The organism is Streptomyces sp. NPDC001093, assembly GCF_040298985.1.
Classification (GTDB): domain Bacteria; phylum Actinomycetota; class Actinomycetes; order Streptomycetales; family Streptomycetaceae; genus Streptomyces.
Genome location: NZ_JBEPBF010000014.1, coordinates 71,214 through 96,801, shown reverse-complemented (window position 1 = coordinate 96,801; position 25,588 = coordinate 71,214). Strand labels below are relative to the sequence as shown.

General features: G+C 70.3%; 23 protein-coding genes and 2 pseudogenes. 9 read left to right on the top strand and 16 right to left on the bottom strand.

Annotated elements, in window-relative coordinates; genetic code table 11:
- Positions 1-131: 131 nt before the first annotated feature.
- The 6 genes from ABT288_RS10235 to ABT288_RS10210 all read right to left on the bottom strand — a co-directional run bounded on the left by ABT288_RS10235 (position 132) and on the right by ABT288_RS10210 (position 7,378).
- Positions 132-1,562 carry an NAD(P)/FAD-dependent oxidoreductase gene (locus tag ABT288_RS10235; protein ID WP_351604711.1) on the bottom strand — a complete coding sequence of 477 codons (1,431 nt, stop codon included), beginning with the start codon at positions 1,560-1,562 and terminating at the stop codon, positions 132-134.
- A 52-nt stretch (positions 1,563-1,614) separates the two neighbouring features.
- Positions 1,615-2,415, bottom strand: a complete 801-nt coding sequence (locus tag ABT288_RS10230) for an ABC transporter permease (protein WP_351604709.1) — start codon at positions 2,413-2,415, stop codon at positions 1,615-1,617.
- Positions 2,416-3,351, bottom strand: coding sequence for an ABC transporter permease (locus ABT288_RS10225; RefSeq protein WP_351604707.1), 936 nt, complete (start codon positions 3,349-3,351; stop codon positions 2,416-2,418). It lies immediately after the preceding gene.
- Positions 3,351-4,502 (bottom strand): ABC transporter ATP-binding protein, encoded by a 1,152-nt coding sequence (locus ABT288_RS10220; protein ID WP_502972739.1) that lies wholly within the window; start codon positions 4,500-4,502, stop codon positions 3,351-3,353. The genes ABT288_RS10225 and ABT288_RS10220 overlap by 1 nt, the downstream gene beginning before the upstream one ends.
- Positions 4,503-4,507: 5 nt before the next feature.
- A complete protein-coding gene (locus tag ABT288_RS10215) occupies positions 4,508-5,755 on the bottom strand; it encodes an ABC transporter substrate-binding protein (protein WP_351604703.1) in 1,248 nt (415 codons plus the stop codon).
- 87 nt (positions 5,756-5,842) lie between these two features.
- Positions 5,843-7,378, bottom strand: a complete 1,536-nt coding sequence (locus tag ABT288_RS10210) for a gamma-aminobutyraldehyde dehydrogenase (protein WP_351604701.1) — start codon at positions 7,376-7,378, stop codon at positions 5,843-5,845.
- A 209-nt stretch (positions 7,379-7,587) separates the two neighbouring features.
- Between ABT288_RS10210 and ybiA the strand changes: the two genes are divergently transcribed.
- On the top strand, positions 7,588-8,145 hold the full coding sequence (gene ybiA / locus ABT288_RS10205; protein ID WP_351604699.1) for a riboflavin biosynthesis intermediates N-glycosidase: 558 nt from the start codon (positions 7,588-7,590) through the stop codon (positions 8,143-8,145).
- Between the two features lie 123 nt (positions 8,146-8,268).
- Here ybiA and ABT288_RS10200 read toward each other — a convergent pair whose 3' ends face one another.
- Entirely contained in the window at positions 8,269-8,955 is a 687-nt protein-coding gene (locus tag ABT288_RS10200; protein ID WP_351604697.1) for a DUF4190 domain-containing protein, read from the bottom strand.
- A 188-nt stretch (positions 8,956-9,143) separates the two neighbouring features.
- Between ABT288_RS10200 and ABT288_RS10195 the strand changes: the two are divergent.
- Together ABT288_RS10195 and ABT288_RS10190 are read left to right on the top strand one after the other, a co-directional pair.
- Positions 9,144-10,363, top strand: a pseudogene (locus tag ABT288_RS10195) (adenosine deaminase).
- A gap of 36 nt (positions 10,364-10,399) precedes the next feature.
- Complete coding sequence (locus ABT288_RS10190; RefSeq protein WP_351604693.1) at positions 10,400-11,092, top strand: glycerophosphodiester phosphodiesterase; 693 nt, start codon at positions 10,400-10,402, stop codon at positions 11,090-11,092.
- Positions 11,093-11,110: 18 nt separating this feature from the next.
- Here ABT288_RS10190 and ABT288_RS10185 read toward each other — a convergent pair whose 3' ends face one another.
- The 9 genes and pseudogenes from ABT288_RS10185 to ABT288_RS10145 form a co-directional block, all read right to left on the bottom strand.
- Positions 11,111-11,734 carry an RNA polymerase sigma factor gene (locus ABT288_RS10185; RefSeq protein ID WP_351604740.1) on the bottom strand — a complete coding sequence of 208 codons (624 nt, stop codon included), beginning with the start codon at positions 11,732-11,734 and terminating at the stop codon, positions 11,111-11,113.
- Between the two features lie 62 nt (positions 11,735-11,796).
- A complete protein-coding gene (locus ABT288_RS10180) occupies positions 11,797-13,077 on the bottom strand; it encodes an alginate lyase family protein (RefSeq protein ID WP_351604691.1) in 1,281 nt (426 codons plus the stop codon).
- Positions 13,078-13,149: 72 nt separating this feature from the next.
- Positions 13,150-13,647 carry a hypothetical protein gene (locus ABT288_RS10175; RefSeq protein WP_351604689.1) on the bottom strand — a complete coding sequence of 166 codons (498 nt, stop codon included), beginning with the start codon at positions 13,645-13,647 and terminating at the stop codon, positions 13,150-13,152.
- Between the two features lie 345 nt (positions 13,648-13,992).
- A complete protein-coding gene (locus ABT288_RS10170) occupies positions 13,993-15,150 on the bottom strand; it encodes an acyl-CoA thioesterase/BAAT N-terminal domain-containing protein (protein ID WP_351604687.1) in 1,158 nt (385 codons plus the stop codon).
- 207 nt (positions 15,151-15,357) lie between these two features.
- A complete protein-coding gene (locus ABT288_RS10165) occupies positions 15,358-15,777 on the bottom strand; it encodes a hypothetical protein (protein ID WP_351604685.1) in 420 nt (139 codons plus the stop codon).
- 57 nt (positions 15,778-15,834) lie between these two features.
- Entirely contained in the window at positions 15,835-16,338 is a 504-nt protein-coding gene (locus ABT288_RS10160; protein ID WP_351604683.1) for a hypothetical protein, read from the bottom strand.
- Positions 16,339-16,452: 114 nt separating this feature from the next.
- Positions 16,453-17,646, bottom strand: a complete 1,194-nt coding sequence (locus ABT288_RS10155) for an extracellular solute-binding protein (protein WP_351604681.1) — start codon at positions 17,644-17,646, stop codon at positions 16,453-16,455.
- Positions 17,647-17,738: 92 nt separating this feature from the next.
- Positions 17,739-17,978, bottom strand: a pseudogene (locus tag ABT288_RS10150) (MmyB family transcriptional regulator); the annotation flags it as partial.
- A gap of 221 nt (positions 17,979-18,199) precedes the next feature.
- Positions 18,200-19,639: a gamma-aminobutyraldehyde dehydrogenase gene (locus tag ABT288_RS10145; RefSeq protein WP_351604679.1), complete on the bottom strand. Its 1,440-nt coding sequence runs from the start codon at positions 19,637-19,639 to the stop codon at positions 18,200-18,202.
- 170 nt (positions 19,640-19,809) lie between these two features.
- Here ABT288_RS10145 and ABT288_RS10140 point away from each other — a divergent pair, with 170 nt between their 5' ends.
- The 6 genes from ABT288_RS10140 to ABT288_RS10115 all read left to right on the top strand — a co-directional run bounded on the left by ABT288_RS10140 (position 19,810) and on the right by ABT288_RS10115 (position 25,564).
- On the top strand, positions 19,810-20,331 hold the full coding sequence (locus tag ABT288_RS10140; protein WP_351604677.1) for an Lrp/AsnC family transcriptional regulator: 522 nt from the start codon (positions 19,810-19,812) through the stop codon (positions 20,329-20,331).
- Positions 20,332-20,350: 19 nt separating this feature from the next.
- Positions 20,351-21,715 carry an aspartate aminotransferase family protein gene (locus ABT288_RS10135; RefSeq protein WP_351604675.1) on the top strand — a complete coding sequence of 455 codons (1,365 nt, stop codon included), beginning with the start codon at positions 20,351-20,353 and terminating at the stop codon, positions 21,713-21,715.
- A gap of 196 nt (positions 21,716-21,911) precedes the next feature.
- Entirely contained in the window at positions 21,912-22,658 is a 747-nt protein-coding gene (locus ABT288_RS10130; protein ID WP_351604673.1) for an ABC transporter ATP-binding protein, read from the top strand.
- On the top strand, positions 22,640-24,172 hold the full coding sequence (locus ABT288_RS10125) for a hypothetical protein (protein WP_351604672.1): 1,533 nt from the start codon (positions 22,640-22,642) through the stop codon (positions 24,170-24,172). Before ABT288_RS10130 ends, ABT288_RS10125 begins: the two co-directional genes overlap by 19 nt.
- Positions 24,173-24,280: 108 nt before the next feature.
- Entirely contained in the window at positions 24,281-24,688 is a 408-nt protein-coding gene (locus ABT288_RS10120) for a VOC family protein (RefSeq protein ID WP_351604670.1), read from the top strand.
- Positions 24,689-24,877: 189 nt separating this feature from the next.
- A complete protein-coding gene (locus ABT288_RS10115) occupies positions 24,878-25,564 on the top strand; it encodes an LAETG motif-containing sortase-dependent surface protein (protein WP_351604668.1) in 687 nt (228 codons plus the stop codon).
- Positions 25,565-25,588 lie beyond the last annotated feature (24 nt).

Genomic DNA, 25,588 nt, shown 5'->3' with positions numbered 1-25,588 from the left:
GAAGTCGGTGCCTCCCGGTGAGGCCCGTGCTTCAAGTACGCCCGAACGCGGCAGCGGAGTCATGCTCCGGAAACTCGGGGCTTGACGCAGCCACAGGGGCCGGGTAGAAGCCCACAGGCCGGCGAAAGGGCTCAGCTGTCGAAGCCCAGCCCCAGCCGGTCCATCGTCCGCAGCCACAGATTGCGGCGGCCGCCGTGCGCGTCCGCGCGGGCCAGGGACCACTTGGTGAGGGCGATCCCGGTCCAGGCGAACGGCTCGGGCGGGAACGGCAGCGGCTTCTTGCGGACCATCTCCAGCTCCGTCCGCTCGGTGCGCTCCCCCGCCAGCAGGTCGAGCATCACGTCCGCGCCGAAGCGGGTCGCGCCGACGCCCAGGCCGGTGTACCCGGCCGCGTAGGCGACCTTCCCCTGGTGCGCCGTGCCGAAGAACGCCGAGAAGCGCGAGCAGGTGTCGATCGCGCCGCCCCAGACATGCGTGAAGCGGACGCCCTCCAACTGCGGGAAGCAGGTGAAGAAGTGGCCGGCGAGCTTGGCGTACGTCTCCGGCCGGTCGTCGTACTCGGCGCGCACCCGGCCGCCGTAGTGGTGGATCGCGTCGTAGCCGCCCCACAGGATGCGGTTGTCGGCGGAGAGCCGGAAGTAGTGGAACTGGTTGGCCGAGTCGCCGAGTCCCTGTCTGTTCTTCCAGCCGACCGACTCCAGTTGCGCCTCACTCAGCGGCTCGGTCATCAGCGCGTAGTCGTAGACCGGGACGGTGTAGGAGCGCACGCGGCGCAGCAGGCTGGGGAAGATGTTGGTGCCGAGCGCGACCCTGCGGGCGCGGACCGCTCCGTACGGCGTGCGTACGGCCATCCCGGCGCCGTAACTCTTCAACGTCAGCGCGGGCGTGTGCTCGTACACCCGCACCCCGAGCTTCAGACAGGCCCTCTTCAGGCCCCAGGCCAGCTTCGCCGGGTGCAGCATGGCCACGCCCCGGCGGTCCCACAGGCCGGCCTCGAAGGTGGGCGAGTTCACCTGCTCGCGCACCGCGTCGGCGTCCAGGAACTCGATGCCGTCCGCGAGACCCTGCTCCGCCAACTCCTTGTGCCAGTCGCGCAGTTCCCAGGCCTGGTAGGTCTCGGTGGCCACGTCGATCTCGCCGGTGCGCTCGAAGTCGCAGTCGATGCCGTGCCGGGTGATCGCGGCCTCGATCTCGTCGAGGTTGCGCCGGCCCAGCTCCTCGAGCTTCTGGATCTCGTCGGGCCAGCGGGTGAGGCCGTTGGGCAGGCCGTGGGTGAGGGAGGCGGCGCAGAAGCCGCCGTTGCGGCCGGAGGCGGCCCAGCCCACCTCGCGGCCTTCCAGCAGGACCACGTCCCGCTGCGGGTCGCGCTCTTTGGCGTTGAGCGCGGTCCACAGTCCGCTGTAGCCACCGCCGACGACCAGCAGGTCGCAGGTGTCGGTGCCGGTGAGGGCGGGCTCGGGGTGGGGCTTGCCGGGGTCTTCCAGCCAGTACGGCACCGGCTGGGCTTCGGAGAGAGAAGCGATCCAGTTGTCTTTGCCACGACTCATGGCGCTTGGGGCCATGATTTCAACTCCCTACAGTGGACGTTCCCGACAGGGGAATTCCTGAAAAGGCTTATGCCCTTTGTTTGTTGCGGCTGTTGCCGACCAGCATCGAGAACAGCGTGATGAGGACGGCGACGAGGAACATGGCCGTACCGATCACGTTGATCTGGACGGGCGTGCCGCGCTGCGCCGAACCCCACACGAACATCGGGAAGGTGACGGTCGAGCCGGCGTTGAAGTTCGTGATGATGAAGTCGTCGAAGGACAGCGCGAACGACAACAGCGCGCCCGCCGCGATGCCCGGTGCCGCGATGGGCAGGGTGACCCGCAGGAAGGTCTGCACGGGGCCGGCGTACAGGTCCCGGGCGGCCTCCTCCAGGCGCGGGTCCATCGACATCACGCGCGCCTTGACCGCGGTGACGACGAAGCTGAGGCAGAACATGATGTGGGCGATGAGGATCGTCCAGAATCCCAACTGAGCACCCATGTTGAGGAACAGGGTGAGCAGCGAGGCTGCCATGACGACCTCGGGCATCGCCATCGGCAGGAAGATCAGCGAGTTGACGGCGCCGCGGGCGCGGAAGCGGTAGCGGACCAGCGCGAAGGCGATCATCGTGCCGAGCAGGGTGGCGCCGACCGTCGCCCACACCGCGATCTGGAGGCTGAGGGACAGCGAGCCGCACATGTCGGCGACGCCGCACGGCTGCTTCCAGGCGTCCAGGGAGAACTGCTGCCACTCGTAGTTGAAGCGTCCCTTCGGCTTGTTGAAGGAGAACACCGTCACGATGACGTTGGGCAGCAGCAGGTACGCGAGCGTCAGGGTTCCCGCGATGACGACGAGATGGCGCTTGAGCCAGTTGACGAAGGGCATTTAGACCAGGTCCTCCGTCCCGGACCGGCGGATGTAGATCGTGACCATGGCCAGGATGGCGGCCATGAGGATGAAGGACAGGGCCGCGGCGGTCGGGTAGTCCAGGATCCGCAGGAACTGCGTCTGGATGACGTTTCCGATCATGCGGGTGTCGGTGGAGCCGAGCAGTTCGGAGTTGACGTAGTCGCCGGCCGCCGGGATGAAGGTCAGCAGCGTGCCGGAGACCACGCCCGGCATCGACAGCGGGAAGGTCACCTTGCGGAAGGTCGTCCAGGGCTTGGCGTACAGGTCGCCCGCCGCCTCGTGCAGCCGTCCGTCGATCCGCTCCAGCGAGGTGTACAGCGGCAGGATCATGAACGGCAGGAAGTTGTACGTCAGTCCGCACACCACCGCCAGCGGTGTGGCGAGGACGCGGTCGCCGGCCGTCCAGCCGAGCCAGTTGGTGAGGTCCAGGACGTGCAGCGAGTTCAGGACGTGCACCACCGGGCCGTTGTCGGCGAGGATCGTCTTCCAGGCCAGGGTGCGGATCAGGAAGCTGGTGAAGAACGGCGCGATCACCAGGATCATGATCAGGTTGCGCCAGCGGCCCGCGCGGAAGGCGATCAGATAGGCCAGCGGGTAGCCGAGCAGCAGGCACAGGGCCGTGGCCCCGGCCGCGTAGAGGACGGACCGCAGGAACTGCGGCCAGTACTCGCTGAACGCGTCCCAGTAGGTGGCGAAGTGCCAGGTGACCTTGTAGCCCTCCTCCAGGGAGCCCTGCTGCACGGAGGTGGAGGCCTGGTAGATCATCGGCAGCGCGAAGAAGACGACCAGCCAGAGGATGCCGGGCAGCAGCAGCCAGTACGGCGTGAACCGGCCGCGCCTCCGCGGGGGCTTCTGCTCCGGTGCGGTGGGCGCGAGAGGCGGGGGCGCCTCGGCTTCGGTGAGCGTCGACATCAGGCGGCCACCTCTTCCTCGGTGCCCGCGTCGATGTCCTGTGCGGCGTCGAGACCGAAGGTGTGCGCCGGGCTCCAGTGCAGGACGACGTCGGCGCCGGGCACGAGCCGGCCGTCGCGCTCGACGTTCTGGACGTACACCGCGAGCTCGTCGCAGACGGGGCTGTCGATCACGTACTGGGTGGAGACACCGATGAAGCTGGCGTCGGCGATCCTGCCGGTGAGGCGGTTGCGGCCCTCCGGGATGTCCCCCGCGTCGTCGACGTGCGTGAGCGATATCTTCTCGGGGCGGATGCCGACCAGCACCTTGCCGCCGGCCGTCGTCGGGGCCGCACATCGCGCCTTCGGCAGCACCAGCTTGCCGCCGCCCGCCTTGAGCACGATGTCGTCGCCGTTCTTCGTGTCCACCTCGGCCTCGATGAGGTTGGAGGTGCCGAGGAAGTTCGCGACGAAGGTCGTGTTCGGGTTCTCGTACAGGTCGGTCGGGGAGCCCAGCTGCTCGACGCGGCCCGCGTTCATCACGGCGACCGTGTCGGCCATGGTCATGGCCTCCTCCTGGTCGTGCGTGACATGGACGAAGGTGATGCCGACCTCGGTCTGGATGCGCTTGAGCTCCAGCTGCATCTGGCGGCGCAGCTTGAGGTCGAGGGCGCCGAGCGGCTCGTCGAGCAGCAGCACCTTGGGGTGGTTGATGAGGGCGCGGGCGACGGCGACGCGCTGCTGCTGGCCGCCGGAGAGCTGGTGCGGCTTCTTGCCCGCCTGCTCGCCGAGCTGGACCAGCTCCAGCATGTCCTCGACCTGCTTCTTCACGCTCTTGATGCCGCGCCGGCGCAGACCGAAGGCGACGTTCTCGAAGATGTCGAGGTGCGGGAAGAGGGCGTAGGACTGGAAGACCGTGTTCACCGGCCGCTTGTACGGCGGCAGGTGGGTCACTTCCTGGTCGCCGAGGTGGACGGCGCCCGTCGTGGGCTCCTCCAGGCCGGCGATCATGCGCAGGGTGGTGGTCTTGCCGCAGCCGGAGGCGCCGAGCAGGGCGAAGAAGGAGCCCTGCGGCACGGTCAGGTCCAGCGGCTGTACGGCGGTGAAGCCGTTGTCGTACGTCTTGCTGATACCGGAGAGGCGGACGTCGCCGCTGTTGTCTGGTGTCGTCATCGTCGTCACGCCCCTGTGAGCTTCGAGAACTTCTGCTGGTAGGCGGTCTCTTCCTTCTGCGTCAGCGAGCGGAAGGCGTGGGACCGGGCCTGCATGGCCTTGTCGGGGAGGATCAGCGGGTTGTCCGCCGCGCTCTTGTCGATCTTGGCAAGGTACGGCTTCACCCCCGCGACCGGGCTCACGTAGTTGATGTAGGCGGCGAGTTCGGCGGCCGATTCGGGCTCGTAGAAGAAGTCGATGAGCCGCTCGGCGTTCGTCTTGTGGCGCGCCTTGTTGGGGATCAGCATGTTGTCGGTCGACGTCATGTAGCCGCTGTCGGGGATGACGTAGCCGACGTCGGGGTTGTCCGCCTGGAGCTGCACGATGTCGCCGCCCCAGGCCACGCACGCGGCGAAGTCGCCCTTGGTGAGGTCCGAGGTGTAGTCGTTGCCGGTGAAGCGGCGGATCTGGCCCTTGTCGACGGCCTTCTGCAGGCGGGCGATCACCGCGTCGAAGTCGTCGCCGGTGAACTTCGCCGGGTCCTTGCCCATGTCCAGCATGGTCATGCCGATGCTGTCGCGCATCTCCGTCAGGAAGCCGACGCGGCCCTTGAGCTTGGGGTTGTCGAGCAGGTCGGAGACCGACTTCACCTCGATGCCGTCGAGCGCCTTCTTGTTGTAGGCGATGACGGTGGAGATGCCCTGCCAGGGGTACGAGTAGGCCCGGCCCGGGTCCCAGTCGGGGGCGCGGAACTGGTCCGACAGGTTGGCGAAGGCGTGCGGCAGGTTGGACGGGTCCAGTTTCTGGACGTACCCGAGGCGGATCATGCGGGCGGCCAGCCAGTCGGTGAGCACGACGAGGTCACGGCCGGTGTCCTGGCCCGCGGCGAGCTGCGGCTGGATCTTGCCGAAGAACTCGTCGTTGTCGTTGATGTCCTCGGTGTACTTCACCTGGATGCCGGACCCCTTGGCGAACGCGTCGAGCGTGGGGTGCCGCTTCGTCTTGTCGTCCACGTCGATGTACTCGGGCCAGTTGGAGAAGTTGACGACCTTCTCCTTGGCCGAGTGGTCGTCGGCGGACACGCCGCCCTGCGTCTTGGACGCCGCGGGGATCCCGCAGGCGCTCAGCGCCCCGAGACCGCCGACCGCGAACGCGCCCCCCGCGGAGGCGCGCAGCAGCGAACGGCGGGTCATCGCGGCCCGGCCGCTGCGCAGACTGCGCCGTATGGCGGCGACTTCGACCGGGGTGAGGCGGTCGGGCTCGTACTGCTCCATGCGCGTGGTGCCCTTTCGGGAGGGTTGAGTGATCGGCCTGGTCGAGGGCCGGAGCGTCACACCCGGCGGCAGCCGGACAAACGGCTGCTACCGGTCCCCGAAGATCGTGCGGTGCCAGTCCTTGCGGGCGACCGCCGTATTGTCGAACATTACGTGCTTGACCTGCGTGTACTCCTCGAAGGAGTACGCCGACATGTCCTTGCCGAAGCCGGACGCCTTGTAGCCGCCGTGCGGCATCTCGCTGATGATCGGGATGTGGTCGTTGATCCATACGCAGCCCGCCCTGATCTCGCGGGTGGCGCGGTTCGCGCGGTAGACGTTGCCGCTCCACGCGGAGGCGGCGAGGCCGTACGGGGTGTCGTTGGCCAGGCGGATGCCGTCGTCATCACTGTCGAAGGGCAGGACGACCAGTACCGGTCCGAAGATCTCGGACTGGACGATCTCGCTGTCCTGGGCGGCGTCGGCGATCAGGGTCGGCCGGTAGTAGGCGCCCTTCTTCAGGTCGCCCCCGGGTGCCTCGCCGCCGGTCACCACGCGCGCGTAGGCACGCGCGCGGTCCACGAAGGCGGCGACCCGGTCCCGCTGGACGTGCGAGATGAGCGGCCCGAGGTCGGTGCCGGGGGCGAAGGGATCACCGAGCCGCACGCTCGCCATCAGGGCGGCGGTCCGCTCCACGAAGGCCTCGTACAGCGGCCGCTGCACGTACGCGCGCGTGGCGGCCGTGCAGTCCTGCCCGGTGTTGATGAGCGCACCGGCGACGGCGCCGTGGACGGCGGCCTCCAGATCGGCGTCGTCGAAGACGACGAAGGGCGCCTTGCCGCCGAGTTCCAGGTGCAGCCGCTTGACCGTGGCGGTGGCGACCTCGGCGACGCGCCTGCCGACGGCGGTGGACCCGGTGAAGGAGGTCATGGCGACGTCCGGGTGGCCGACGAGGTGCTCCCCCGCCTCCTTCCCGGTCCCGGTCACGATGTTGATCACACCGTCGGGGATGCCGGCGTCGGTGGCGGCCCGGGCGAAGAGCAGCGAGGTGAGCGGGGTCAGCTCGGCCGGCTTCAGCACGATCGTGTTGCCCGCGGCGATCGCCGGGAGGATCTTCCAGGCGGCCATCTGCAGGGGGTAGTTCCAGGGCGCGATCGACCCGACGACACCGATCGGCTCGCGCCGGATGTACGAGGTGTGGTCCCCGGAGTACTCACCGGCGGACTGCCCCGCCAGGTGCCGGGCGGCGCCCGCGAAGAAGGCGGTGTTGTCGATGGTCCCCGGCACGTCGAACTCGCGGGTCAGCTTCAGCGGCTTGCCGCACTGCAGGGACTCGGCGCGGGCGAAGTCCTCCGCGCGGTCGGCGAGCACGGCCGCGAACCGGTGCAGGGCGTCGGAGCGCTCGCCCGGGGTGGCCGAGGCCCAGCCGGGGAAGGCCTCGCGGGCGGCGGCGACGGCCGCGTCGACGTCGTCGGTGCCGGCCAGATCGTAGCGGTAGACCTCCTCGCCGGTGGCAGGGTCGACCACGGCGTGGGTGCGGCCCGAGGTGCCCTTCGTCAGCCGGCCCGCGATGAACTGCGCGCCGTCGGCGAATCGCTCCTCGGCGGGGAATCGTTCCGGGGTGGCGGTGCCCGGGTTGTGCATGTCGCTCTCCTCCGCCGTGCGCCCCGTCCCGGGGGGTGGGTGGCGTAGCTCCAGCTCGATTTGAGTGCCGATCCTGACAGAGCAATAGGACTCCAACAAGTGATTCCGTTGTTGCCTTTTGGTTACGCGACGGAATCTGTCGACCAGGTGTCGAGTCGAGGCGGAAAAGGGCGGACGGAGTGTCAGTGGTGCGTGCCAGACTCGCGTGCATGGGGAAGATCGACGGGGTGGAAGCCCTGATCAGGGAGATCCGGGCGGGCAGCCGGATCAAGTACCTCCACTTCTGGGGGCACCGGCCGAGGCCGGACGGCAGGATCGGCGCGAGCTGTCTGAGCCAGTGGTGGCCGTCGCCGTTCACGGTGGACGGAGTGGAGTACGCGACGGCCGAGCACTGGATGATGGCCGGCAAGGCACGGCTGTTCGGGGACGCGGAGGCCGAGCGCAGGGTGCTGGCCTCCGGCCATCCCTCCCAGGCCAAGAAGGCCGGCCGGCTGGTCCGCGGTTTCGACGAGGCGATATGGGAGCGGGAGCGGTTCCGGATCGTGGTCGAGGGGAGCGTGCACAAGTTCGCGGCCGACGGTGCGCTCCGGGACTTTCTGCTGGACACGGGTGACCGGGTGCTGGTGGAGGCGAGTCCCGTGGACCGGGTGTGGGGGATCGGGTTGGCGGCGGACGACGAGGGGGCGTCGGATCCGGAGCGGTGGAAGGGGCCCAACCTTCTGGGCTTCGCGCTGATGGAGGCACGGGAGCGGCTGAGAGCGGACTGACGCCGCCGGGGGGCGCGGAGCGTTGCCGGGTGCCGGTGCGGCCGTGGTCGATCGCGCCCACGCGGCGGAGCCGCGTATCGACACCGCCGCGCGCCCCGTGAGTGGGCCCCGCTGACCGGTGTCTCAGGTGTGGAACGCGATCACGAAGGCGATGAAGCCCAGGGCCAGGACAATGCCGGACGCACCGCAGATGAGTCCGGCCAGGGCCATGCCGGGATTGGTGGCCTCGCCCCGGCCGGCCTTCCCGCGGCCGAGCGCACCGAAGACGATGGCCAGCACGCCCAGGATCAGGGCCACCGGCCAGAGCAGGAAGCAGATCGACGCCAGGATGCCCAGCACCAGCGAGGCCGTGCCCATGCCGTTGCTCGGCAGCGGCTGCATGCCGGGCCAGCCGTAGGGGCCGGGGTACGGCTGCTGGGGCCGGCCGGGGTAGCCGTAGGCGGACGGCATGCCTGGGTAGCCGTACGGCACCTGGCCCGGGCCGTCGGGGGCGATGGGCGGCGGGGGTACGGGTTCCGGTCCCGCGTGCTGCGCGGCGGGCGGGGCGTAGGGGTACGCGGGGGCGGCCGGCGGGGCGTACGGGTTCGCCGGTGGCGTGGCCGCCGGGGGCGCGAACGGGTTCGCCGGTGGGGGTGCGGCAGCGGCGGTCGGCGGAGCCCAGGCCCTCGGCACGGCGTCGGCGGGCTGGTCCGGCGACGAGGGCAGCGAGGTCAGCGTCTGCTGGTAGTGGACGGAGCCGTCACCAGGAGCGGACTCCGGGCGCGACTCGGGTATCGCGCCCTCGGCCGGAGCGGAGGGGGCGTCCCACACCGGCCCCGAAACGGCACCCTGCCCCGTACCCGAAGCAGCACTCTGCCCCGCAGCCCGCCGAGGTGCACGGTCGTCGTCCGTTCGTTTGTCCAGAGACAGCCGGGGGCCCGTCGGTCCCTCGCCGGCAGGCTGATGCTGCTGCGGCGTGGACTGCGGCACCTCGTCGGACATGGTGAAGGACCCCTCTGCTGGACGTCCCGCCATGCTACGGGCAGGCCGGAACGGCTCGGGCCGGGGCCTACGATGATCCCGCGCAACCGATCAGCCGATCACCGCGCCCGCACCCGGGACCCGGCACCACCGGCCCCGCCGCGCGGGCGCCCTTCCCGGGGAGGACCCCATGACCGACAGCTCCGTACCCGCCGCCGGCACGGCCGACCGCGATCTGCGGACCTTCATCGCCGGGCTGCCCAAGGCCGAACTGCACGTCCACCACGTCGGCTCCGCCTCCCCGCGCATCGTCTCCGAGCTGGCCGCCCGCCACCCCGACTCCAAGGTGCCGACGGACCCCGAGGCCCTCGCCGACTACTTCACGTTCACCGACTTCGCGCACTTCATCGACGTGTATCTGTCGGTCGTCGATCTCATCCGCACCCCGGAGGACGTCCGGCTGCTGACCTACGAGGTCGCCCGCGACCTGGCCCGGCAGCAGGTGCGCTACGCCGAGCTGACCATCACCCCCTTCTCCTCCACCCGGCGCGGCATCGACGAGCTGGGCTTCATGGCGGCGATCGAGGACGCCCGCAAGGCGGCCGAGGCCGAGTTCGGGACCGTACTGCGCTGGTGCTTCGACATCCCGGGTGAGGCCGGCCTGGAGTCCGCCGAGGAGACGGCCCGGCTCGCCACCGACGACCGGATCCGCCCGGAGGGCCTGGTGTCGTTCGGGCTCGGCGGCCCCGAGATCGGCGTGCCCCGGCCGCAGTTCAAGCCGTACTTCGACCGGGCCATCGCCGCGGGCCTGCGCTCGGTCCCGCACGCCGGGGAGACCACCGGCCCGGAGACGGTGTGGGACGCGCTGACCCATCTGCGCGCCGAGCGGATCGGGCACGGCACCAGCTCCGCGCAGGACCCGAAGCTGCTCGCCCACCTCGCCGAGCGGCGCATCCCGCTGGAGGTGTGCCCGACCTCGAACATCGCCACCCGCGCGGTCCGCACCCTGGACGAGCACCCGATCAAGGAGTTCGCGCGGGCCGGGGTGCTGGTCACGATCAACTCCGACGACCCGCCGATGTTCGGCACCGACCTCAACAACGAGTACGCGGTGGCCGCCCGGCTGCTCGACCTGGACGAGCGGGGCCTCGCCGGTCTCGCGAAGAACGCCGTGGAGGCCTCCTTCCTGGACGCCGACGGCAAGGCCCGGATCGCGGCGGAGATCGACACGTACACCCGTACCTGGCTCGCCTCCTGACGCGGCCCACAAGGGGGCACCCCCACAATGGGGGGCATGCAGACCGTGACCGCCGTGGCCCATCGCGGCGACCCCTACCGTGTCCGTGAGAACACCATCGACTCGCTGCGTTCCGCGCTCGGCCGGGGCGCGGACGCGGTCGAGATCGACGTACGGCTCACCCGCGACGGCGTCCCCGTGCTGCTGCACGACGACACGCTGCAGCGGCTGTGGGAAATCGGCCGCCCGCTCGGCGCGCTGTCCGCCGAGGAGCTGCGCGGGCTCACGGCGGGCCGTGTGCCGACACTGGCGGACACGCTGGCCGCGACCGGCGACAGCCGGGTGATGGTGGACCTGTGCGGGCGGGTCGAGCGGCGGATGGTGGACCGGGTCATGGACGTGGTCCGGCAGAGCGGGGCCCAGGAGCGCGTCTACTACTGCGCGGGCGCCGAGGCGATGCTCGCCGTCCGCGCCGCCGACCCGGCCGCCGAGATCGCGCTGACCTGGACGAGCCTCGCCCCGCCCCGGCCCGCGCTGCTGGACGTGGTCCGCCCGCGCTGGCTCAACTACCGCTTCTCCCTGGTGAGCCGGGAGCTGGCGGCCCGCGTCCACCACGACGGTTACCTGCTGTCCGTCTGGACCCCGGACACCCGCCGCTCGATGGGCCGCCTGCTGGCCCTGGGCGTCGACTCGATCACCACGAACCGGGTCGACGTCCTGCACACCCTGCGCAACGGCGCGCTCCGCTGACATGGCCCCGCGGGAGCGCTACACCCGGGACCGCTGAGGGACCGTCGCCGGGTCGGCCGGGGTGGCGCGGGTGAGGTACTGCGGGACCGGGGTGTCATCGCGTCCGGTGTCGCGGACCAGGCCGTAGCGCCTGGCCCCCTGCGCGGGGCCGGTGGTGATGTCCTTCTCGGCCGCGGCCCAGGTGGTCGGGAAGACGCTGAGGCCGTAGTCGGCGCCGCGTTCGTTCTGGGTGAGGGTGACGCTGCCGTCGAGGTGGAAGTACTCGTTCTGCCACATCTGCTGGGTGCCGGCCGGCGGGACGGCGTAGCCGACGGCCGGGTTGCCCATGCCGGTGACGGCGGGGTCGGTGCCGAGAGCGTCGTCCATGGGCGCGGACGGGCGGCGCGCCCGCTCCCGGACCTGCCGCATGGCGATCGCCACGAGCCAGGACCGGAAGCTGTCCGGGTCGCGCAGCGAGCCGAGGTTGCCCACGGCGCGCAGCATGGTCTCCTGGAGGACGTCGTCGACGTCCGCGTGGCCGTTCAGCGCGCGGCCGACGATGTTGTAGACGAGCGGCAGCCGGCCCGCGACCAGCTCGTCCAGCGCCTGCCGGTCACCGGCCTGCGCGGCCACGATGGTGCCGCGCCACTGCCGCCCGTCCACCGATCCGGTCTCCTGTACGTGTGCCACGACGTGTGCTACGACGTGTGTCACTTGCGTAGACGTCACTTGCTGTAGAGCAGCGTCCCGAAGCCGAGCTGGTCGTAGCCGCCGCTGTTCGGCCCGTAGTCGCCGCCCCCGCCCTCCGCGCGCACCTTCTCGGCCATCGCCGTGACGTACGGCGTGGAGAGCCTGCGGCGGCGTGCGTAGTGGTTGTGCAGAATCTCCCAGACCGGGCGGATCTCGCCGCGGGCCGTGGCGGAGATCACGGTCTGCTGCCGCCACTGGCCGTGTCCGGTGCCGGACCGCCAGCCGTAGGCGGTGAACGGCACGTCGTCGCCGAGGTTGTAGCGGGCCACGTACTCGGCGGCCTGCAGGAAGCGGTTGTCGTCGTAGCCGTAGAGGTCGACGCCCTGGTTCCAGGCCATCTCGCAGATCGCGCCCATGAGTCCGATGCCCATCTGGGTGTGGCCCTGGTCCCGGCCGCTCTCCTGCCACTGGGCGAGGCCCTGGGTGTCGTAGCGGAGGGGAACGGCGTTCTTGATCGCCCCGTTGCCCGCGCCGTGCTCGAGGTAGCTCACGGCGCTGCGGAACGTCGCGTGGTCGTCGAGCAGGATGCCGATCGCCATCACCGAGGCGAGGTTGCACAGGTCCCAGTTGGCCCAGTAGTTGGAGATGACGGCGCCGTTGTGGCGGGTGAGGAAGTCGGTGTTCATCGGGTGGAACACCGTGTGCAGCATCTTCTTGAAGCGGGCGAAGCGGAAGCCGGGGTGGTCGCGGACGAGTTCGGCGGCGTCGGCGAACTGGTAGCCGTAGAGACCGGCGGCGAGGAAGCGGTCGGCGTTGCCGGTGAGCGTGGTGAGGGTGGCCGACCAGGCGTTGAGGATGGCGACGGCGGTGTCGCCGTTGGCCTTCGTGCCGCCGATCCGCCAGCGCAGGGCGTTCTGGTAGGCGGCGTGGATGTCGTTGTAGAGGGTGCGGTAGTTCTGCCCGGAACCCGCTCCCCGCACGACGGTGGCCTGCGGGCGGGCCTGCCAGGTGCTCTGCGAGTGCGGGTTGGCGGTGAGCCGCTGCCAGCCGGCCAGCCAGGGGTCCCGGCCCGCGGCGACCCGCACCTTGGCCCGGTGCAGGTCGCCGGCGTTGTGGAGCATGCCGGGGTGGGCGAACGTCGGCTTCTTCGCCGCCGTGGTCTGGGCCGCGTCGGCCCCGGCACCGGAGAACGCGGCGATCCCACCGCCGAGGGCTCCGGCCACCGCGAGCCCGCCACCGAGGGTGAACAGGCCCCGACGGCTGAGGCGGTGCTTGGTGGTGGGATGGGCGGCGCGCTTGTGGGCGGGGGTGGGCATGGGGGGTCGCTCCGTGCGTGAGGATGCGGGACGTGCTGGAGACGGAGCGCGGGCCGGAGCGATAACAGTTTTTCAGGCGGGCAGTGCTTCCAGGCGCTTGATCTTCTTCCGCACGGCATACAGCGGGATCACGCCGAAAACCCCGAACGACATGTCGACCAGGCTCCACCAGAAGGGGATCCCGCGGATCGGCCCGCAGATCAGGGCGAGCGGGATGATCCCGGCGCAGGCGATCATCCCGAACTCGACCACCCAGATGTTGCGCACCGGGTCGCGGTAGGGGCCGTAGAAGGCGACCGCGATGACGAGGTGGGCGAAGGCGAGCCAGTCGGTGCCATAGAGGACGAAGGGGTACTTGGTGTCCACGGAGTCGAGGCCGTCGCGCACCCTTGCGATCCAGGCCATGAGCCCCGGCAGATACTCCCGCACCGACAGCGCCCGCAACGCGCTCTCCGTCCAGCGCAGTTCGTGCACCAGGGGGAAGGCGGTGGCGCCGCTGAGGACCAGGCACACCACGAAGAAGACCAGCCAGACGCGAATGCCCTTGAGCAGGGCGGCTCTGTCGCTCATGGCATGAGCGTACGCCTGCTTTTGAACGCGTTCAAAAGCACCCCGCCTCTGGCTGTCGCTCGTCCCGCGACGGCTGCCGGTGATGGTGCCCGGCATGTTCCTGGTGGTCGAGCCCTTCGACGCGTCCACTCGGCGTCCCCCGGGGCCGGGACCGAAGGTGCTGCGGAACCGCGCGCAGGCAGGTGCCGGTGCCGCCCTTGAACACCCGGCGGGTGGTGGTGCGGTGGTGCGCCGGGCCCGCTCGTGCGCGAGGGCGACTTCGGCGCCCGAGAGCGTGCGCGCCGCGACCGCCGGGACGAGCGGATGTCGGCCATCCGGCGCCCGGCACCCTGAGGCGTACTGTCGTCAGTGCCGGGCGTCGGCGAGGAGCGCGAGAACCTTGGGCCAGCCCCGCTCTCTCGCCGCGGCGTCGGCGGGCCGGCTGCCGCCCAAAGGGGTCGTCGCACCACTGGTGGGGTTGACGAAGCTGATGCCCTCGGCAAGGTAGGGGAAGGTCCCGACGCCGTGCCCTGCCCCTGGGTAGATGAGGGTCTGGTGGGGGTGACGGTCGTGGTCGTCCTTCAGTTGGGCGGCGATCTGTCCGGTGAAGGAAGGGGAAGGCCACAGGGCGTCGTCGGCGCCGGCGATGGCGAGCAGCGGTCCACTGAGGTGGTCCAGCGGTATCGGGCCCTGTGAGATCGGCCGGCCTCGGTAGGTCCAGGCGTCACCGCCCGCGGGGAAGCCCGGGCCGACGAGGGAGGAGGGCGAGTACACGACCACTCCATGGACCAGCCGGGAGTAGTCCTCGGCCAGGAGCAGGGCGGCCTCGCTGCCGCGGGAGTAGCCCATCGCGACGAGGTGGGCGGGATCCGTGGCGGGCTGGGCCGCCAGCAGACGGGCGGCCGCCGCGAAGTACTCCAGCGGGATGTCGCGCAGGGCCGCGGGCAGGCCCGGCATGCGGAAGTAACCGAGCGCCAGTGCCGGATAGCCGTGGGACGCCAGCAGAGCGGCCTCGAACGGCATGCCGACTCCGCCCTCCGATCCGCCGAAGGCCAGGACGGCCGGATGGCGCGGGGTGCCCGGTGGGGGCAGAAACAGCTTCCCGGCCACCTTGTCGTGGGCCAGGGTCAAGTCCCTGCTCCGCACGCCCGGCGTCTCCCATGCGCGGGTGAGGGTCCGGCCCGCCAGCGCGCGTCCGTGCGCGGTGACACTGATCCGCACCGTGTACGAGGGAGCGGTCTCGGGGTAGGGACGGAGGAAGATCGCCTGATCGGGATCGCCGGAAGGCGGCCTCATCGACCAGAACAGCCCCATGCCGTCGGCCTGGTCGTAAGTCCCCGAACGCGGCCGCGTCGTGGTGAGGTCGACGGTGCCGTGGTCGTCCGCCGTGAAGGTTGCCCGTGCTCGCCAGACCTTGCCGTGGTAGTCGGTCGCCGAGGAGCCGACGACGACCTGGTCGTGCGGTGCCAGGTCCTTGATCGTGATGTGTACGGCTTGATCGGCCAGGGCTACCGGCGCGTCCACGTCGATGGCCGCGCGGGTACTGACAGGCGCCGCCGGTGAACATCCTGCCGCCGCCCACACGACCATCAAGGACATCGCGGTGCGCCAGGCCCACCGCAGTGGCCGCCGCTGAGACATCGTGACCCCCGTCGCCTCAGGAATGATCCACCACTTCTGCCACCGGTGGCTACGGCTGTCAAGGCGGCGCCGGCCGGCGCCGGCCGCCTCTCAGGAAAGGTCGTCGCGCCCCAGCCAGGCCGGCTTGACCGGCACTCCGTCCGGGTACCGCTCGACCTGGTCGACGTTGTCGGCCTGCTCCTCCGGCTCGGCATCGGGCTCACTCGGCGCGTCCACCGGTTCCGGTACGACGGGCGCGGCGGAGTCCTCCAGCAGCTCCGCCACCGTGAACCGCGTGGCGAAGGACTGCCACGCCCCGTCGACGACGAGCAGAAACCCGTCCCCGACCCGAAGGAGCCGGCGGCGCCTGGGACTTCTGGGGTGCTCGGGCGAGTAGCTGCGAGCCCGCCGCTCCAACTCCGCGAGCGCGTCGGCACGAGACCCGCGGACATGCGCGATCACGTCGGCCTCGATGTGCTTACGGTCGCCGGCACTCCTGGTCGTCTCGACGACCAGCCCCCATATCGTCATGCTCTCCGCCCCGTGCAGGTTTCCTGACCCGGCCAAGGATGGCCGAACACACCACGGTCAGCATGACACGCTCGACGTCTGAATCGGATTGCACAGGGAGGACCACGAGGGCACTTCCCGTTCGATGCGCTCCCGGCTCAGGGCGGAGTAGTCGGGCGGAGCGTCACTGATCCCCTCCACTTCCAGGACATGGAATTCTGCCCGTGTGCCCGCGACGACGAGTTGCGCGTCAGGGAAGACCTCGCATCTCAAGCGAAACGCATCAGCAGTACGGTTGGGCAGGCTGGACACTACTGTCAGAGCCGCGACAGGCACGTGGATCGGCGACGCCTCCCAGCCGAAAGAGCTCAGTCCGCGCACGACAAGCAGTGCCGCGTTTCCGGCATCGAATTGCAGCGAGGTGCGCAGTTCGAAGAGAAGTGCAGCCGTCGACGTCAGCTGGCACACACGGGAGTCGACCAACTGGGCTTCTTGCAGGGCGTCGGCCTCCCTCAGGGGATCCGGGTCCGCCGCCTCGACGAGAGCGGGGATTTCGCGCCTCGCTGCAACGAGACTGTTCACTGGGATCATTGTGGCACCGTAGGTCGAAAGCCGCGGGCTGCGAACGGGGGTTCATCGGTGCGCGACGGTGAAATGGCCGAAACAATCCTCGTCACAGATCATGAAATCGGAAGGCTACAACCCCACGATCCTGTTCCACCGCTTCGCGAAGTCCACCCGCTCCGCGGAGGTGATGTCCCGGGCGATCACCAGGCGCTTGCGCATGGGGGAGTCCGGGAAGATCAGGGGGTTGTCGGCGAGCGATGCGGTGTCCTTGTCCTTCGAGGAGGCCAGGACGTCCTGGGCGGCGGGCACCGGGCAGACGTAGTTGACCCAGGCGGCGAGCTCCGCGGCGGTCTCGGGGGCGTAGTAGTAGTCGATCAGGCGCTCGGCGTTGGCCTTGTGGCGGGCCCGGTTGGGGATCATCAGGGAGTCCGACCACAGCTCGGCGCCCTCCTCGGGGACGACGAAGCGGATGTCGGGGTTGTCGGCCTGGAGCTGGATGACGTCGCCGGAGTAGGCCTGGCAGGCGAGGACGTCCCCGCTGACCAGGTCCTTGGTGTAGTCGTTGCCGGTGAAGCGGCGGATCTGGCCGCGGTGGATCTCGCGCTCCACCACGTCGCAGACGTTGTGGAAGTCGTTCGCCGTCCACCGGGAGATGTCCACGCCGTTGCCCTGCATCAGCAGCGCGAAGGACTCGTCCAGGCCGGACAGGAGGGTCACGCGGCCCTTGAGGTCACTCGCCCAGAGGTCCTTGACGTGCCGGATCTCGCGGCCCAGCTTCTTGCGGTTGTAGGCGATGCCGGTGATGCCCGACTGCCACGGCACCGTGAACCTGCGGCCCTTGTCGAAGGCGGGCGAACGCAGCAGCGGGTCAAGGTGCTTGGCCACGTTCGGCTGGTGGGCCCGGTCCATCTCCTGGACCCAGCCGAGCCGGACGAACCGGGCGCACATCCAGTCGCTGATGACGATCAGGTCGCGGCCGGTCGACTGATGGTTCATCAGCGCGGGGCTGATCTTGCCGAAGAACTCGTCGTTGTCGTTGATCTCCTCGACGTAGTCCACGGAGATCCCGGTGCGCTTCTCGAAGGCGTCCACGGTGGGCCGCTTGTTGGGGTTCTTGTCATCGGTGTCGATGTACAACGGCCAGTTCGCCCAGGTCAGTCTCTTGTCGCCCGCGGACTCGTCGGCGACGGCCCGGTCACCGGGCGCGACATAGGCGGCGGGCACCCCGCAGCCGGCCAGGGCGCCGAGCGCGGCGGTGCCGCCGAGTGCGCGCAGGAGGGAGCGGCGGGACATCGGCGACGTACGCGAAGAAGTCTGGGGCATCCCGGAAGGATGCCGTTCCCCGCGTCGGAGTCACAATCGACGCCGCGTCGAGCAAGCCCCGGTCTGCCCGACACCTTGTCGATCAGTGCCGTTCACGCACCGGCCGCCGGTCCCCGGCTGCCGATCGGTTCCGGGGCCTGGGACGCCTCCGTCTCCAGGGCCGGAAGACAGCTGACCAGCACCTGGCCGGGGCCCTTGTCCGCCGCGTCCTGGTGGGCCCACAGCGCCGCGGACTCCTCGCTCTTCATGGCGAGCGTGCCGACGAGGGAGGCGGGCGCCGGAACGTCGGGACAGCGGCCCACGCTCACCCGCAGGAACGCCACGGTGGCTGCCGCCTTCGTTGAGGTGCGCGAACGTCCGCCGGTCCTCGGGCACTTCGCCGAAGTCGCCGAAGGCCACCGTGGTGAGCGCGTTCCACGCCGGCACCTGGGTGAGGTGGCCGCGACTCACTGAGCAGGAACTGGAGTTCGTGGCGGCGCAGTGACACAGCGCGGCCCCGGACGGGAACGGGAACGTGAACCCGTCCGGGGCCGCGCACTGCTGTCGTCCGTGCCTACTCGCCCAGCGACGTCATGACGTGCTTGATCCGCGTGTAGTCCTCGAAGCCGTACGCCGACAGGTCCTTGCCGTAGCCGGACTTCTTGAAGCCGCCGTGCGGCATCTCCGCGACCAGCGGGATGTGGGTGTTGATCCACACGCAGCCGAAGTCGAGCTTCTTGGACATGCGCATCGCGCGGGCGTGGTCCTTGGTCCACACCGAGGAGGCGAGGGCGTACTCCACGCCGTTGGCGTACGCGACGGCCTGGTCCTCGTCGGAGAAGGTCTGGACGGTGATGACCGGGCCGAAGACCTCCTTCTGGATGATCTCGTCGTCCTGCTTGACGCCGGAGACGACCGTGGGCGCGAAGAAGTAGCCCTTGTCGCCGACGCGCTTGCCGCCGGCCTCCACGCGCGCGTGGGCGGGCAGCCGCTCGATGAAGCCCTCGACCTGCTTGAGCTGGTTGGGGTTGTTCAGCGGGCCGAAGAGCACGTCCTCGTCGTCGGGCCGGCCGGTCTTGGTGTCCTCGGCGGCCTTGGCCAGCGCGGCCACGAACTCGTCGTGGATCGACTCGTGGACGAGGACGCGGCAGGCGGCCGTACAGTCCTGGCCGGCGTTGAAGAAGCCCGCGACGGAGATGTCCTCGACGGCCTTGGCGATGTCGGTGTCCTCGAAGACGACGACCGGGGCCTTGCCGCCCAGCTCCAGGTGGACCCGCTTGAGGTCCTTCGACGCCGACTCGGCCACCGACATGCCGGCCCGGACCGAGCCGGTGATGGAGGCCATCGCCGGGGTGTCGTGCTCGACCATCAGCCGGCCGGTCTCGCGGTCGCCGCAGACGACGTTGAAGACGCCCTTGGGCAGGATCGAACCGATGATGTCGGCGATCAGGACGGTGGAGGCCGGGGTGGTGTCCGACGGCTTGAGGACCACGGTGTTGCCGGCCGCGATCGCGGGGGCGAACTTCCATACGGCCATCATCATCGGGTAGTTCCAGGGCGCGACCTGCGCGCAGACGCCGACCGGCTCACGGCGGATGATCGAGGTCATGCCCTCCATGTACTCGCCGGCCGAGCGGCCCTCCAGCATCCGCGCCGCACCCGCGAAGAAGCGGATCTGGTCGACCATCGGCGGGATCTCCTCGGAGCGGGTGAGCCCGATCGGCTTGCCCGTGTTCTCCACCTCGGCCGCGATCAGGTCCTCGGCGCGCTCCTCGAACGCGTCCGCGATCTTGAGCAGGGCCTTCTGGCGCTCGGCGGGGGTGGTGTCGCGCCAGGCCGGGAAGGCGCGGGCGGCGGCCTCCATCGCGGCGTCCACGTCCGCCTCGCCGGACAGCGGCGCGGTCGCGTACGCCTCGCCCGTCGCGGGGTTGACCACCTCGGTGGTCCGTCCGTCGGCGGCGTCCCGGAACTCACCGTCGATGTAGTTGCGCAGACGACGCAGCTCGGTGCTCACTGCCGGCCTCCTGATCTGGTTCTTTCCGTCCACTCACTGAGACACCCACCCTAGCCGTCGGGCCCACGTTTTCAACACCCCCACAGCCGCGACTTCTGCGAAATCCGCACGACCGCAGGGTCCAAACAACGGATTTCATCGATCGGGGCTTGCGAAACTGTCGAGACCTCGTGCACAGTGAGGTCGTGGCCAGTCGAAGCGCAGACCAGAGGGACTCCACCCGCGAGTCCAGGAACGGCGGCACCCCCCAGCTGGATGCCGTCTCCCTCGCCATCATCCAGCAGCTCCAGGAGGACGGCCGCAGGCCGTACGCCGCGATCGGCAAGGCCGTCGGCCTGTCGGAGGCGGCCGTGCGCCAGCGCGTGCAGAAGCTCCTGGACCAGGGCGTGATGCAGATCGTCGCCGTCACGGACCCGCTCACCGTGGGCTTCCGCCGGCAGGCGATGGTCGGGATCAACGTCGAGGGCGATGTCGAGTCGATCGCGGACGCGCTGACCGGCATGTCGGAAGTCGAGTACGTGGTGATGACCGCGGGCTCGTTCGACATCCTCGCCGAGATCGTCTGCGAGGACGACGACCACCTGCTGGACGTCATCAACAAACGCATCCGGTCCCTGCCCGGCGTGCGCTCCACCGAAAGCTTCGTCTACCTGAAGCTGAAGAAGCAGACCTACATGTGGGGAACCCGATAACCGTGAGGACCCGATAACCGTGAGCACCAAGGACCTCAGCCGCACCGCGTACGACCACCTGTGGATGCACTTCACCCGCATGTCCTCGTACGAGAAGTCCCCCGTCCCGACCATCGTCCGGGGTGAGGGCACCTACATCTACGACGACAAGGGCAAGCGCTACCTCGACGGTCTCGCGGGTCTGTTCGTGGTCCAGGCCGGTCACGGCCGTACGGAACTCGCCGAGACCGCGTTCAAGCAGGCGCAGGAGCTGGCCTTCTTCCCGGTGTGGTCCTACGCCCACCCGAAGGCCGTCGAGCTGGCCGAGCGCCTCGCCGACTACGCCCCGGGCGATCTGAACAAGGTCTTCTTCACCACCGGCGGCGGCGAGGCCGTGGAAACCGCCTGGAAGCTCGCCAAGCAGTACTTCAAGCTGACCGGCAAGCCCACCAAGTACAAGGTCATCTCGCGTGCGGTCGCCTATCACGGCACCCCGCAGGGCGCCCTGTCCATCACGGGTCTGCCCGGTCTGAAGGCGCCGTTCGAGCCGCTCGTCCCGGGCGCGCACAAGGTGCCGAACACCAACATCTACCGCGCCCCGATCTTCGGCGACGACCCGGAGGCCTTCGGCCGCTGGGCCGCCGACCAGATCGAGCAGCAGATCCTCTTCGAGGGCCCGGACACCGTCGCCGCGGTCTTCCTGGAGCCGGTGCAGAACGCCGGCGGCTGCTTCCCGCCGCCGCCCGGGTACTTCCAGCGCGTGCGCGAGATCTGCGACAAGTACGACGTGCTGCTCGTGTCGGACGAGGTCATCTGCGCCTTCGGCCGCCTCGGCACGATGTTCGCCTGTGACAAGTTCGGCTACGTCCCGGACATGATCACCTGCGCCAAGGGCATGACCTCGGGATACTCCCCGATCGGCGCCTGCATCATCTCCGACAAGCTCGCCGAGCCGTTCTACAAGGGCGACAACACCTTCCTGCACGGCTACACCTTCGGCGGCCACCCGGTGTCCGCCGCGGTGGGTCTGGCCAACCTCGACCTGTTCGAGCGCGAGGGCCTGAACCAGCACGTGCTGGACAACGAGGGCGCCTTCCTGCAGACCCTGCAGAAGCTGCACGACCTGCCGATCGTCGGCGACGTCCGCGGCAACGGCTTCTTCTACGGCATCGAGCTGGTGAAGGACAAGAACACCAAGGAGTCCTTCAACGAGGAGGAGACCGAGCGCGTCCTGTACGGCTTCCTCTCCAAGGCGCTGTTCGACAACGGCCTGTACTGCCGTGCCGACGACCGCGGCGACCCGGTCGTCCAGCTCGCCCCGCCGCTGATCTCCAACCAGGAGACCTTCGACGAGATCGAGCAGATCCTGCGCGCGACGCTGACGGAGGCATGGACCAGGCTCTGAGCCTGATTCGTCCGATCAGCTGATGTGTACCGGCCCCGGTGCCGCCCGTTCGAGTGAGAACGGCGGCCCGGGGCCGTGTGCTGTCCGGCCTCCCGGTGACCGCTGCCTAGCGTTCCAGTGACCGATCGGCCCAGCCTTCGTTCCCCCGGACGAGGGAACAGGCACGGGAAAACGGATCAGAACGAGGTGTGCACCCATGGAGGCCGAGGCCCCGCCGGACAACGACGTGCTCTGGGCACGCTCCCTGCACTTCAGGCACCCCGACGGCTCCCCCGGGCTCGCCGGGGTCTCGCTCGGCGTGCGCGAGGGCGAGATCCTCGCCGTCACCGGACCGCGCGGCAGCGGCAAGACGACCCTGCTGCGCTGTCTGTCCGGCCTGGTACCGGTGCGCAGCGGCGAGGTGTGGTTCAACAGCGCGCCCCTGCACACCCTGGGCCCGATGCGCCGGGAGCGGGTGCGCCGGGACCGCTTCGGCTGGATCGACACGGCCCCGGTCCTGGTTCCCGAGCTGAACGCCTGGGAGAACGCCGCGCTGCCCCTGATGCTGCGCGGCGCCAGCCGCCGCAGGGCCAAGGTCGCGGCGCTGGAGTGGCTGGAACGGCTCGACGTCGGCGACCGGGCCCGCACCCGCCCGCACGAACTCCAGCAGGCCGAGCGCCAGCGCGTGGCCATCGCCCGGGCGCTGGCCCCGGCCCCCACGGTCCTCTTCGCCGACGAGCCCACGGCTCCGCTGCACCGCGCCGACCGCACCCACGTGCTGCGCACCCTGACCACGGCCGCCCGCTCGCACGGCATCACCGTGGTCCTCGCCACGCACGACGCCGACACCGCCGCCCTCGCCGACCGCACCGTCGCCCTGCTGGACGGCCGGCGCGTCAGCACCGTGCACCTGCCCGACGCCCCCGAGACGGAAGGCCGCGCCGCGTGGTCGCTCTCCGTCTGACCCGGGCGGCCCGGCCCGCCGTCCAGCTGCGCCGCCTGCTGGTGGCCGCGGCCTCGGCGGGCACCGGCTTCCTCCTGCTGTCCTGCTTCGGTTACGCCCTGAACCACCCCGAGGCCGCGGACGCCGCCGTGCTGCGGCTGGCCTGGTGCGCGGTGCCGCTCGCGGCGACGGTGTACTTCGCGAGCGCCGTCGCCCGCACCGACCCCGGCGCCCGGCCGCGCACGGGCCTGTCCGCCGTGGGCCTCGGTCCGGCGCGTCTGATGGCGATCTCCGCGCTGACCACGGCCCTGTCCTGCACGCTGGGCTCGCTGCTGGCCCTGCTGGTCTTCCTCCACCTGCGCGGCGACCTCACGGGCGTGCCCTTCCACGGCGCGGCGGCGGACTTCCTGGCGGCGGGTCAGCACCTGCCCGTCCCGGCGACCCTCACCCTGCTGGGCGTGGTCCCGGCCCTCGCCTCGGCCACGGTGGCCCTGGCCCTGCGCCCGACGGACCCCCGCCCCGCCACCCCGCTCCTGCGCAGGTACGGCCGCTTCGGGGCGTACGGCTCCTCGGCGGCGCGGGAGACGTTCGGGGCGTACGGGAGGTTCGGGGCGCGGTTGCGGCCGGGGGCCGGCGATCCTCGCGGCAGGCACGCACGGGACAGTCACGCAGGGGATGAGCACGGGCAGGACGAGCAGGGTCGGGTCGAGCACGTACAGGACGAGTACGGGCAGGACAAGCACGACCAAGGCGAGAACGGACAGGGGGACGACGGCGCGCAGCCCGGTCGCCGGCCCGCGGGGGCACGCGACGACGGCGCGCAGCCCCATCCGCGTCCCGCGGGCGGTCGTACCGACGGGGCGGCTCCCGCCCCCGGTCAAGGCGGCACCCTCACGAGGCCGGACGGCGAGACCGATCCCGAGCCCCCGATGCCGGAGGGCGACCTGGCCGACGTCGTCCCCGGCCCCCGGAACGCCGCCCCCATCGGCCTGCCCTGGGGCATCGCCCTCCTGGCCACCGGCCTGGCGGTCCAGTCCTACGCCGACCGCGCGAACGCCGCCGTACTCCTCGGCTGGCTGCTCACCGCGACCGGCCTGGTGCTGGCCGCCCCCGGCCTCACCCACCTGTGCGGCCGTCTTCTGCAGTCCACCCGCCCGGGCGCCCTGCGTCTCCTGGCCGGCCGGGTCCTCATGGCGGAGGCCATCCGCATCGGCCGCCCCCTGGGCGTCGTCTGCGCGGTCGCGTCCGCCGGCTACGCCATGACCACGCTGTACGCCGGCTCGGCACCGGCGTTCGGGCCCCTGACCACCCTCGGCGCGCTGCTCGTCACCGGCTGCACGGTTGCCACCCTCCTCACCGCGGCCGTGGAGACCCGCCAGTGCCGGGCCGACACGACCGCCGCGCTGCTGCGCCTCGGCGCCCCGGCCTCGATGCTGCGCACGGCCGCCGTCCTGCGCGCGGCGGTCCTGATGGCGCTGTTCGGCCCGCTGACCCTGCTCGTCGCCACCCTGGCGGCCCTCCCCGTGAACCGCTGAAAGCGCACCGCCGAAAAAAGATCTCCGGCGACCGATGAGTTCTCCCGGGGCCCCTGGTCTGTCCCACCGAACACGCCGACCCCAGTACGGACCACCAGGGAGAACCTCATGTACCAGCAGATGATCTTCGTGAACCTGCCCGTGAACGACCTCGACGCCTCGAAGAAGTTCTTCACGGAGCTCGGCTACACGATCAACCCGCAGTTCAGCGACGAGAAGGCCGCGTCCGTGGTGATCAGCGACACCATCGTCGCGATGCTGCTCACCAAGCCGTTCTACGCCACGTTCACCGAGAAGGAGATCGCCGACGCCACGAAGACCAGCGAGGTGCTGGTCGCGCTGAGCGCCGAGAGCCGCGAGAAGGTGGACGAACTCGTGGACAGGGCCCTCGCGTCGGGCGCCACCCCGAGCGGCCGGACCCAGGACCTCGGCTTCATGTACGGCCGCGCCTTCGACGACCTCGACGGCCACACCTGGGAGGTCATCTGGATGGACCCGGCGGCGGTTCAGGGCTGACACTCCGACCAAACATCGCGGCAGTTAATAAGCAGGTAAAGCCAACGCCCCCTGGCGGCATATGCATTGACACTGCTTACGGAGCGCTTATAGACCTGTGAGCCTCTTGGGGGTGTTGGGGCGTCAGTTCGTCCGTCACCCCAACACCCCCTCAGCCCCCCGCAGTTGTGCACTCTGTAAAGGACAAACGTGTCCATAACTCGCCGCAGCGCACGCCGTTCCGTGCGCATCCTGGGTGTTTCCGCCGCCTCTGCCGCCGTGGTGCTGGGCCTGTCCAGCTCCGCGTCCGCATGCGTCATCGGTGACTTCAAGGCCGAAGCCAAGTGCGACGGCGACAAGGGGGTCATCGTCGTCACCGACAACGACTCCTTCGGCACCCCGGCCCACGTCAGCGTGTTCCTCAAGGACAGCAGTGGCGTCGAGACGAAGGTGGGCGACAAGGAGGTCAAGGGCTCGGCCGCCGGCACCGCGGTCACCTTCGCGGAGGACTGGAAGCCGAGCGCGACCTACCGCGTCCACATCAAGGCGGCCAACATCCTCGACGAGGACATCACGCCCGACCTCAGCACCCCGTCCACCGCCTGCAAGACCGGCAGCCCGACGCCGACGGGCTCCCCGACGCCGAAGCCGTCGCCGTCGCCGTCCACCCCGGCCGGGTCGGCGACCCCGACCCCGTCGGCCTCCTCGTCCGGCTCCGCCCCGGCGGGCACGGCGAGCAACGCGCCGTCCCCGGCGGCCGGCAGCTCGAACCTCGCCGAGACCGGTGCGAACTCCAACACCCCGCTGATCGCCGGTATCGCCGGCGCGCTGGTCGTCGTCGGCGGTGGCGCGGTCTGGCTCGGCATGCGCCGTCGCGGGGCGCGCGGCGACAGCTGACGCCTCCCCCGTCGGTACCGATAC

Bases quoted from the DNA above. Each gene is read 5' to 3' on its own strand.
- ABT288_RS10235 (WP_351604711.1), bottom strand. From the start codon at position 1,562: ATGGCCCCAAGCGCCATGAGTCGTGGCAAAGACAACTGGATCGCTTCT.
- ABT288_RS10230 (WP_351604709.1), bottom strand. From the start codon at position 2,415: ATGCCCTTCGTCAACTGGCTCAAGCGCCATCTCGTCGTCATCGCGGGA.
- ABT288_RS10225 (WP_351604707.1), bottom strand. From the start codon at position 3,351: ATGTCGACGCTCACCGAAGCCGAGGCGCCCCCGCCTCTCGCGCCCACC.
- ABT288_RS10220 (WP_502972739.1), bottom strand. From the start codon at position 4,502: ATGACGACACCAGACAACAGCGGCGACGTCCGCCTCTCCGGTATCAGC.
- ABT288_RS10215 (WP_351604703.1), bottom strand. From the start codon at position 5,755: ATGGAGCAGTACGAGCCCGACCGCCTCACCCCGGTCGAAGTCGCCGCC.
- ABT288_RS10210 (WP_351604701.1), bottom strand. From the start codon at position 7,378: ATGCACAACCCGGGCACCGCCACCCCGGAACGATTCCCCGCCGAGGAG.
- ybiA (WP_351604699.1), top strand. From the start codon at position 7,588: ATGGGGAAGATCGACGGGGTGGAAGCCCTGATCAGGGAGATCCGGGCG.
- ABT288_RS10190 (WP_351604693.1), top strand. From the start codon at position 10,400: ATGCAGACCGTGACCGCCGTGGCCCATCGCGGCGACCCCTACCGTGTC.
- ABT288_RS10180 (WP_351604691.1), bottom strand. From the start codon at position 13,077: ATGCCCACCCCCGCCCACAAGCGCGCCGCCCATCCCACCACCAAGCAC.
- ABT288_RS10175 (WP_351604689.1), bottom strand. From the start codon at position 13,647: ATGAGCGACAGAGCCGCCCTGCTCAAGGGCATTCGCGTCTGGCTGGTC.
- ABT288_RS10165 (WP_351604685.1), bottom strand. From the start codon at position 15,777: ATGACGATATGGGGGCTGGTCGTCGAGACGACCAGGAGTGCCGGCGAC.
- ABT288_RS10155 (WP_351604681.1), bottom strand. From the start codon at position 17,646: ATGCCCCAGACTTCTTCGCGTACGTCGCCGATGTCCCGCCGCTCCCTC.
- ABT288_RS10130 (WP_351604673.1), top strand. From the start codon at position 21,912: ATGGAGGCCGAGGCCCCGCCGGACAACGACGTGCTCTGGGCACGCTCC.
- ABT288_RS10120 (WP_351604670.1), top strand. From the start codon at position 24,281: ATGTACCAGCAGATGATCTTCGTGAACCTGCCCGTGAACGACCTCGAC.